This window comes from Pseudomonas kilonensis (assembly GCF_001269885.1).
GTDB lineage: Bacteria > Pseudomonadota > Gammaproteobacteria > Pseudomonadales > Pseudomonadaceae > Aquipseudomonas > Aquipseudomonas kilonensis.
In genome coordinates this window covers 520155-528877 of the sequence record NZ_LHVH01000035.1, presented here as the reverse complement: position 1 = coordinate 528877, position 8723 = coordinate 520155, and the positions used below count along the sequence as shown (strand labels likewise).

The following is an 8723-nucleotide window of genomic DNA, read 5'->3' as shown; positions in this document are numbered from 1 at the left end:
CACCGACTGGCTCTCGTCCACCTCGACCACGATGTCCTGGTTGCGCTCGGCGTGGATGTACAGCTGTTCGGCGCCTTTCTTGTCTTCCATGCGGATTTCGTTGAAATTCGCTGGCGTGCCGCCCTTGCTCGAACGGCTTTTGGTGCCGCTCTGAGTGGCATTGGCGGGCAACGCATAAGGCACGGTTTGTTCGGCGTTGTACACGCGACCGGTGACGATCGGCCGGTCCGGGTCGCCTTCAAGGAAGCTGACGATGACTTCCTGGCCGATGCGCGGGATCTGCACCGAGCCCCAATTCTTGCCGGCCCAAGCCTGCGACACCCGAATCCAGCACGAGCTGTTTTCGTTGGATTGGTCGTGACGGTCCCAGTAGAAATGCACCTTCACCCGGCCGAATTGATCGGTCCAGATTTCCTCACCCTTGGGGCCGACCACCAACGCGGTTTGCGGGCCTTTAACGATGGGGCGGTGGGTAGTCGCCAGCGGGCGATAACTTTTCTGGGCGTCGAGGCAGGTGAGGCTGCTTTCGAACTGCGCCGAAGGCGCGCCGCCGCCGGTTTCGCCGCTTTCCTGGGAAATGTAGTAGCGGGCGCCGACGATCAGGTATTCGCGGTTCTGGTCCTGGCGGCTGAAGCCGGTGAGGCTGAACAGATGCCCCGACCCCAGGCCCCGGGCGTTGCCCGCCAGCTCGACCTGTTCATGCAGGGTTTGCAAGGCTTCGATGCGGGTGCGGGCGTAGTGTTCGCCGTCGGCGCTTTGCACATAAGTGCCGGGGTAGTCGTACAGCGGATAGTCGCCAGCGGTATGCGGACGCGGCATGGCCGCACGCACATCAATGTGCGCACTCGGGCGCTGGAAATCGTAGTCGTTGAGTTCCAGGGAGCCGGGCTGGACTTCCTGGGCCAAGTGCCAATCATGAATATGATCGCGCTCGCGCTGCTGCTCATTTTTGGGGTAGTACGGCACCGAGCCGTAGCCGGGCGCTTGGGTGTGGGCGCCATAGGCATCGGCCAGCACCAGCACATGGCGGCCCTGCTCATGGCGGAAGAAGTAGTAGATCCCTTCCTGTTCCATCAAGCGGCTGACGAAATCGAAGCTGGTCTCGCGGTACTGCACGCAGTATTCCCACTCGCGATAAGGCCGGCTCAGGGCGTCTTCAAAATCGGAAAAGCCCAGGTCGCGGAACACCTGCTTGATGATCTGCGGGATGGTGAGGTTCTGGAAAATCCGGCAATCGGAGGTGCGGGTCAACAGCCACAACCATGGACGCAAGGTGGCCTGGTAGCTGGCGAACTGGCCCTGGTCGACGTTCTGGCTGCAACGGGCGACGATGCCATGGAAATAGCGCTCACCACCGCCATCGAGCTGCAGGCTCACGCACATGGGCTTGCCGAGCAGCTTGTTGAGGTCGATGGCGTTGTCCAGCGAGTGCAGCTGCAGCTCGTAGTTGAACAGCCGCCCCAATTCTTCACCGCCGCCCATGTCCTTGAGCAACAGCACCTCAGGTCCGAGGGGACTGGTGATCTTGGCCAGGCGGGTGGCTTGGTTGAATAACATCGAGTGTCTCGTGCAGGTTGAATAGCTAAAGGAGCGCAATCCCCCAATGTGGGAGCGGGCTTGCTCGCGAAAGCGGTGTGTCAGCCAACATCAATGTCGCTGACAGATTGCATTCGCGAGCAAGCCCGCTCCCACAGGGGATAGAGGTGTTCCTAACAGTCAGGCCGCGTCGCTGAAATCGTACTGCAATTCGTTGTCCACGGCGCTGATCCGCACCCCGGCCAAAGCCTTGCCTTCGAGCATGCGGGTCAGGAACTCGCGGCTCATGTCCGGCAGCAGGCTGTTGGTCAGGATGGTGTCGATCATGCGCCCGCCGCTTTCAGTTTCGGTGCAACGCGAAACGATCAAATCGATCACCGCGTCGTCGTAGTCGAAGGCCACTTTGTGGGTGCTCTCCACGCGCTTCTTGATGCGGTTGAGTTGCAGGCGGGTGATGGCCTTGAGCATCTCGTCGCTGAGCGGGTAGTACGGGATCGTCACCAGGCGACCCAGCAAGGCCGGCGGGAAAATCTCCAGCAGCGGCTGGCGCAGGGCCTTGGCGATTTCTTCCGGCTCGGGCACGTTCTGCGGGTCTTTGCAGACCTGGGCAATCAACTCGGTGCCGGCGTTGGTGGTCAGCAGGATCAAGGTGTTCTTGAAGTCGATCACCCGGCCTTCGCCGTCTTCCATCACGCCTTTGTCGAACACCTGGAAGAAGATTTCATGCACGTCCGGGTGCGCCTTCTCGACCTCATCCAGCAACACCACGCTGTACGGTTTGCGCCGCACGGCTTCGGTCAGCACGCCGCCTTCGCCATAACCGATGTAGCCCGGTGGCGCGCCCTTGAGGGTCGACACGGTGTGGGCTTCCTGGAACTCGCTCATGTTGATGGTGATGACGTTCTGCTCGCCGCCGTACATGGCTTCGGCCAGGGCCAGGGCGGTTTCGGTCTTGCCCACGCCGGAAGTGCCGGCAAGCATGAACACACCAATCGGCTTGCTCGGGTTGTCGAGGCCGGCGCGGGAGGTCTGGATGCGCTTGGCGATCATCTGCAGGGCATGGTCCTGGCCGATGATGCGTTTCTTCAGGTGCTGGTCGAGGTTGAGCACGGTTTCCAGTTCGTTGCGGGCCATGCGGCCCACCGGGATACCGGTCCAGTCGGCGACCACCGAGGCCACGGCCTGGTAATCCACGGTCGGCAGGATCAGCGGGGTTTCGCCTTGCAGGGCGGTCAGGCGCTGTTGCAGGTCCACCAGTTTCTCGCGCAGTTGGTGGCTTTCGTTGTCAGAAGCTTCGCTGTTGTCTTCGCTGTCCACCACGCCAACGCGTTCGCGCAAGGTGGCACGGGTGGCGAGCAGTTCGTCCACCAGGGTTTTCTCTTCGGCCCAGCGGCCTTCCAGCTCGGCCAGGCGTTCACGCTCGGCGCTCAGCAGGCTTTCGCTGTGGGTCTGGCGAGTGCCGATGACCACGCCAATCGCGTGTTCACGGGCGATGATTTGCAGCTCGGTTTCCAGCGCTTCGATGCGCCGACGGCTGTCGTCCACTTCGGCCGGTACGGCGTGCAGGCTGATGGCGACGCGGGCGCAAGCGGTGTCCAGCAGGCTCACGGATTTGTCCGGCAGCTGGCGTGCGGGAATGTAGCGGTGGGACAGCTTGACCGAGGCTTCCAGGGCTTCGTCGAGGATCTGCACCTGGTGGTGTTTTTCCATGGTCGAGGCCACGCCGCGCATCATCAGCAAGGCCTTGTCTTCCGACGGCTCGGCCACTTGCACCACTTGGAAACGGCGGGTCAGGGCCGGGTCTTTTTCGATGTGCTTCTTGTACTCGGCCCAAGTCGTGGCGGCCACGGTGCGCAAGGTGCCACGGGCCAGTGCCGGTTTGAGCAGGTTGGCCGCGTCGCCCGTGCCGGCGGCGCCACCGGCACCCACCAGGGTGTGGGCTTCGTCGATGAACAGGATGATCGGCTTGGGCGAGGCCTGGACGTCTTCGATGACCTGGCGCAGGCGCTGTTCGAATTCACCTTTCATGCTCGCGCCGGCCTGCAACAGGCCCACGTCGAGGCTGCGCAGTTCCACGTCCTTGAGGGCCGGTGGTACGTCGCCGGCGACGATGCGCAGGGCAAAGCCTTCGACCACGGCGGTCTTGCCCACGCCGGCTTCACCGGTAAGGATCGGGTTGTTCTGCCGGCGGCGCATGAGGATGTCCACCAGTTGGCGGATCTCTTCGTCACGGCCGACGATCGGGTCGAGCTTGCCGCTGCGGGCCTGCTCGGTGAGGTCGACGGTAAAGCGCTTGAGGGCTTCCTGCTTGCCCATGGCGGCTGGGGCCATGGCGCCGCTGGCTTCGCCCGGCACCGCGCCGGCATTGAAGCCGTCGCTGGCGGTCAGGGCGTTTTCCGGCGAGTCGCCGACGTATTCGTCAAAGCGCTCGCTCAGGGCTTCGACCTTGACCTTGTCGAACTCCGACGACAGGCCCAGCAGCGCGTGGCGCAGGCTCGGCGTCTTGAGGATGCCCAGCACCAGGTAACCGGTGCGCACCTGGCTTTCGCCGAACATCAGGCTGCCGTAGACCCAGCCGCGTTCCACGGCTTCTTCGACGTGGGACGACAGGTCGGTGATGGACGTCGAACCCCGTGGCAGGCGGTCCAGGGCTTCGGTCAGGTCACGGGCCAGGCGTGCCGGCTCGATGTTGAACTGGCGGATGATGCGGTGCAGGTCCGAGTCCTGCAGTTGCAGCAACTGGTGAAACCAGTGGGCCAGTTCCACATAAGGGTTACCGCGCAACTTGCAGAACACGGTGGCGGCTTCGATGGCTTTGTAGGCCACGCTGTTGAGTTTGCCGAACAACGCGGCGCGACTGATTTCACCCATGCTCATGGCTCCTTGAGGTCTGTGAGGTGTTGGCCTGTTCGGCGTAATGCCGGGCCAGTATTAAATCGTTGGCATCTGTTTCGGGGCGGCCCAGCCAGGTGTTGAAACCCAGGCGGAAACGCCCATTGAGTTGCAGTGCCGGGACTTCGGGCTGTTCCAGGACCAGGTTCAGGTCCCAGTCCAGTTCATGGCCCAGGTATTCTGCGACCCAGGCCACCAGCTCGTTGAACGGTTGGCTGCCGGGCAGCATGCCCATGTAGTCAACGAGCTTGAGTGGCCCCAGGCGAATGCGGAATTTGTGCTGGCGATCCCACACGAAGCGGCCCAGGCAGAAGTCCACGCCCAGTTGGGCGTTGACACCGATTCGGCTGCGTTCGGGCAATTCCAGCCATTGGCCGACGTACTCTTCGATCTCCACCGGCAGGCCGAAGTACTCGCCGAGAATCGCCTTCAAACCGTCCGGGTAGCGGGTTTGCGCCGCCAGGTGGCCGCTGTAGTGCAGCTTCGCCGTGTCGGGGATCAGCCCCTGGTTGAGCAGGCTCGGCATGCCCCGACCGCTGAGTGCCGCCAGGCGCGCCGACCAATAGTCATCGTCCGGGCGGTCGTGGCTGACCGTCGGCCGCGCTTCGGCCCAGGCCCGATAAAACAGGCTGAGCAGGCGATGGTGAAACACATCGAGGAAGCGCTTGCTGGTGCTGTCGGCGTTGTTGCGCTGGCGTTCGCGCACGTATTCGGTGATGTGCAGCGGCATCGGGCCGTTGGGGCCGCCGAGGCCGAAGAAAAATTGCTCCAGGCGTGCCGGCGCACCGTCGCTGCCCGGTTGCACCGAGGCGAGGGTGGCCGGGGCGAAGGTGCAGTCGGCCCGTTGCCCGAGGCGCAGCGGGTCGTCGGCCAGGCGCAGGGAATGGCCCAGGCGCGGCAGCTCGGGGGATTCGCATTCGATACGCCGCAACGCCTGGAAGAAATCGTATTCCCAGGGTTCCTGGTGCATCGCCTCCAGGGTACTCACAGGGTCGGACGACGTCCGGGCTTGGCTTTCCATCGCATGATCTCGCCGCGTTCGGTGGTACGGATCACCGTCTCGGTAAAACTGTTGATCGACACGTAGCGTGCCAGGAAGCGTTCGAACACCGCGCCGAGCAGGAACACCCCGGTGCCGCGAAACGCGTTTTCATCGAATTCCAGGGTGATTTCCAGGCCTCGACCAAATACGATCGGGCCGGGCATCGGCAAGCGCCGGGTGCAGGCTTTGCTGCTGACTTCGCGCAGGCCTTCGATCTGCAATTGCAGCGCCGCGTCGTTGCTGTCGCCGTACAGGCGCAGCAGTTCACGCAGGGCGGCCGCGCCTTGGCCTTGTTCGCTCAACGACAAGTAGTTCAGCGACAACTGGCTGATCAGTCGCCAGGCCTTGGCGTCGTGGGCATGGCTGGCCCGTGGACGACTGGGACCTGCCACGCAGCGCACTGCGCCCACCGGCGCACTGTCGGCGAGGGTGAAGTCGGTCTTGCCGTTGCCCACGCTCATGAACAGCGGCAGGTCGCGGTTGGTGCACAACGCAGTCACGCCCAGTTGGCGCAGGTCGTGACGGTACGGTGCTTGCTGGCTGTCCACCAGGCTGACGAAGGTTTCGCTGCCGATGTAGGTCGAGCGCGGGCCGTTGCGCCGTTGGTCGCTGGACAGCACGCGCGGTTCGCGCCGTACTGTGTAATAGGCCTGGTCGCGGCCATAACGGGACGGATCGCGCACGGCGTAGAACGGCAGGAACGGCTGCTCCGGCCCGGTGCCGTGGCCGGTGAGGCCGTTCAGCGAATGCACTTCGAAATCCATCGGCCGGGTACGGTCGGCGATCACGTGGTGTTCATTGACCCGATCCGACAAGTGAATGCGATCCAGGCGCTTGGGGAACAGGTTGATGGCCGGGGTGCAGAACGGCAGGAACTGCGAAGCGCCGACGCTGCCTTCCAGGCTCGGATCGTGACGGTCGAACAGCACGATCAGCTCCAGTTCCTGGCCGTCGCAACGCTTGACCGCGCGGCTAAGCTGGGTGAAGTCGACGAACAGGAAACGGTGGGGCAGGGCGAAGTATTCCTGCAACAGGCGATAGCCCTGGAAGGCTCGCGGCACCACCGGCAGCGCGGCGTCGGCATCGTCGAAGCCGCGCGAGCGCAACGCATCCTGTGGCAGCCGCTCCACCCAGTCGCCGCCGGGCTTGCGGGCGAACACCGCGCAGGCGTTGCTCAGCAGTTGTTCGTAGAGACGGAAGGGCTGTTCGTCGGCACCGCTCAAGTACAGCGGCAGGTTGTCCAGGGCCAGGCTGTTGAACGGCAGTTCGGCGCCGGTGCGCAGGGTCAGGCGCAGGCCGGCCTTGGCTTTCGGTTCGCTGGCGGCCAGACGCCCGAGCACGGCGGACGGGTTGCCGAAGTACTCGGCCTGGCTGACCTGCAACGGCCACAACGTCACCGCGTGGGCGGTGCGGTACTCGCAGCAGGTCTGGGTTTCACGCCCCAGGGCGGCACGCAGGACGGTATCGCGCGGCAGCGGGAAACCACTGCTGAGCGAGCCTTCGTCCGGGTCGGCCTGCAATTGCACCACGGTCATCGACGGCGTTGGCGCCAAGTAATGCGGGTAGGCGATTTCCAGCAGGTTGTGGGTGAAGGTCGGGTACTCGGCGTCGAGCTTGAGCTGCACCCGCGCCGTCAGGTAGGCGAAGCCCTCCAGCAGGCGCTCGACATACGGGTCGGCGCAGTCCATGCCGGACAACGTCAGCCGACTGGCGATCTTCGGGTATTCCTTGGCGAACTCCGCGGCGCTTTCGCGCACGTGGTGCAGTTCCTGGTTGTACAGCTCCAGCAGGCGGGGGTTCATGAGCGTCTCCGCTGGTCGGCGTTGACCACGCGCACATGGCCGGTTTCCAGGTCCAGGTCGGTTTGCAGCATCAGGCGCAGCGGCACTGGCTGGGCCCAGAGATCGCCTTCGATCTCGAAGCTCAGCGCGTTGTGGTTCATCTCGGCCGTCGCCCGGGCCCGCACTCGCAAGCTGTGGCGCAGGATCCGCGGTTCGAAGGTGGCAATGGCCTGGTGGATCAAGGTTTCCAGGGCCGAGACATCGACGTTCGACGCGCTGTTGCCGGCCAGTGCCGGCAGGCCGAAATTCACCACCGAGGTGCCTGCCGGGGTATGCAGCGTGGCATCGGCGCTGAGCAATGACGTGGTGTTGAGCAGCCACGCCAGGTCACGCAGCACCGAGGCTTTTAATTGGGTCAAGGAGAGCACGCGCTTGTCGGCGCTTTCCTTCGGGTTGGTCGGATCGTCGTCGGTCAGCCGGTCCAATAGGGAGGGTTGGAGGCGATCACGGGTGGCGATTTCGGTTACCACGTGAAAAGGCCTGTGTAATTCTTCTGGTCACCTGTGCCGCGCATGCAACTGGCGTTGCGCGCGATAACCGAGGGTTCGAGCTGCCCATTGATCTGGCGTACGGCGCGGTACTCGGAGCGACATTCCTGATTGTTATGGGGGCCAGCAGATACGTGGACAACGATGACAATAGGCACCCTACCGAAGGTCTCGACGTGGGGTTTGCCTTGTCGATCGACCGTGAACTGGCAGGGCCAAGCCAAGTCGAGTGGCATCAGGGTCTGGTCGGGCTTGCGCAACACGCAGCGCGCCTGGTCGTTTTCCAGCCTCAACGTTTGCCCGCCCATCGAGACGACCTGTTCCACCGCTACGGAGGCCGTTGTCGACGGGGATTGCTGTTGGGCACAGGCGGTCAGGCTGGTCAACAGGCAGCCTACCCATATCGCGCAGTGAGTCTTGATCATACGAGTTCCCAGAACCAGATCGCTCGGGATCGATAGCCCGGATCGTCATACCCGAGGGTTAGGCCACGGTTCCAGAGGTCGATATGATCGCCGGTGCGACCTTCCGAGGCCTCTCCCACTTGCTGGAAACAATCCTTGAAGAAAATCAGGCCAGTCTTGTCTTGAAGCTTGCGCCGGTCCGCGGCAGTTCCGCCGAGGATCAACGGGCGACCCAGATGATGTTTCCACAGCCAATTTGCCAATGACTCGGCCCCTCGTGCATGCCCATGGGCGCACTTGGGTTCGGTGTAGGTGGACTTGTTGACTTTGACGGTCAGCTCGGTATTGAGCGTGATGCTCATGCGAATCGCGCATTGGTTTGCCCAATGACCGTCGCAAGGTTTCGCGTCGGGATAGGTCACCAGCAAATCGGAATAGGCTTTCCACAAATTGATAAACGAAGGCTTGGCCATGGCTCAGACACCGGAAGGGAAAGGATTGGTTGCGAGCAAGCACCAAA

The 8723-nt window shown here is 63.3% G+C and carries 7 protein-coding genes; all 7 read right to left on the bottom strand.

Annotated elements, in window-relative coordinates:
- Positions 1-1557: type VI secretion system Vgr family protein (locus AD662_RS27810; protein WP_053190089.1), on the bottom strand; the 1557-nt coding region annotated here is incomplete at its 3' end.
- Between the two features lie 159 nt (positions 1558-1716).
- Positions 1717-4407: a type VI secretion system ATPase TssH gene (gene tssH / locus AD662_RS27805; protein WP_018611742.1), complete on the bottom strand. Its 2691-nt coding sequence runs from the start codon at positions 4405-4407 to the stop codon at positions 1717-1719.
- Entirely contained in the window at positions 4400-5449 is a 1050-nt protein-coding gene (tssG, locus tag AD662_RS27800) for a type VI secretion system baseplate subunit TssG (protein ID WP_018611744.1), read from the bottom strand. Before tssG ends, tssH begins: the two co-directional genes overlap by 8 nt.
- Positions 5413-7272 carry a type VI secretion system baseplate subunit TssF gene (gene tssF / locus AD662_RS27795; RefSeq protein ID WP_018611745.1) on the bottom strand — a complete coding sequence of 620 codons (1860 nt, stop codon included), beginning with the start codon at positions 7270-7272 and terminating at the stop codon, positions 5413-5415. The genes tssG and tssF overlap by 37 nt, the downstream gene beginning before the upstream one ends.
- Positions 7269-7781, bottom strand: coding sequence for a type VI secretion system baseplate subunit TssE (gene tssE, locus AD662_RS27790; protein ID WP_018611748.1), 513 nt, complete (start codon positions 7779-7781; stop codon positions 7269-7271). Before tssE ends, tssF begins: the two co-directional genes overlap by 4 nt.
- A complete protein-coding gene (locus AD662_RS27785; protein WP_018611750.1) occupies positions 7775-8224 on the bottom strand; it encodes a hypothetical protein in 450 nt (149 codons plus the stop codon). Before AD662_RS27785 ends, tssE begins: the two co-directional genes overlap by 7 nt.
- Positions 8221-8676 carry a type VI secretion system amidase effector protein Tae4 gene (locus AD662_RS27780; RefSeq protein WP_018611753.1) on the bottom strand — a complete coding sequence of 152 codons (456 nt, stop codon included), beginning with the start codon at positions 8674-8676 and terminating at the stop codon, positions 8221-8223. Before AD662_RS27780 ends, AD662_RS27785 begins: the two co-directional genes overlap by 4 nt.
- Between the last annotated feature and the right edge of the window lie 47 nt (positions 8677-8723).

What these genes read in the sequence shown, in the direction of transcription:
- AD662_RS27780 (WP_018611753.1), bottom strand. Translation starts at nt 8,676, where the DNA reads ATGGCCAAGCCTTCGTTTATCAATTTGTGGAAAGCCTATTCCGATTTG.
- tssF (WP_018611745.1), bottom strand. Translation starts at nt 7,272, where the DNA reads ATGAACCCCCGCCTGCTGGAGCTGTACAACCAGGAACTGCACCACGTG.
- AD662_RS27785 (WP_018611750.1), bottom strand. Translation starts at nt 8,224, where the DNA reads ATGATCAAGACTCACTGCGCGATATGGGTAGGCTGCCTGTTGACCAGC.
- tssH (WP_018611742.1), bottom strand. Translation starts at nt 4,407, where the DNA reads ATGGGTGAAATCAGTCGCGCCGCGTTGTTCGGCAAACTCAACAGCGTG.
- tssG (WP_018611744.1), bottom strand. Translation starts at nt 5,449, where the DNA reads ATGGAAAGCCAAGCCCGGACGTCGTCCGACCCTGTGAGTACCCTGGAG.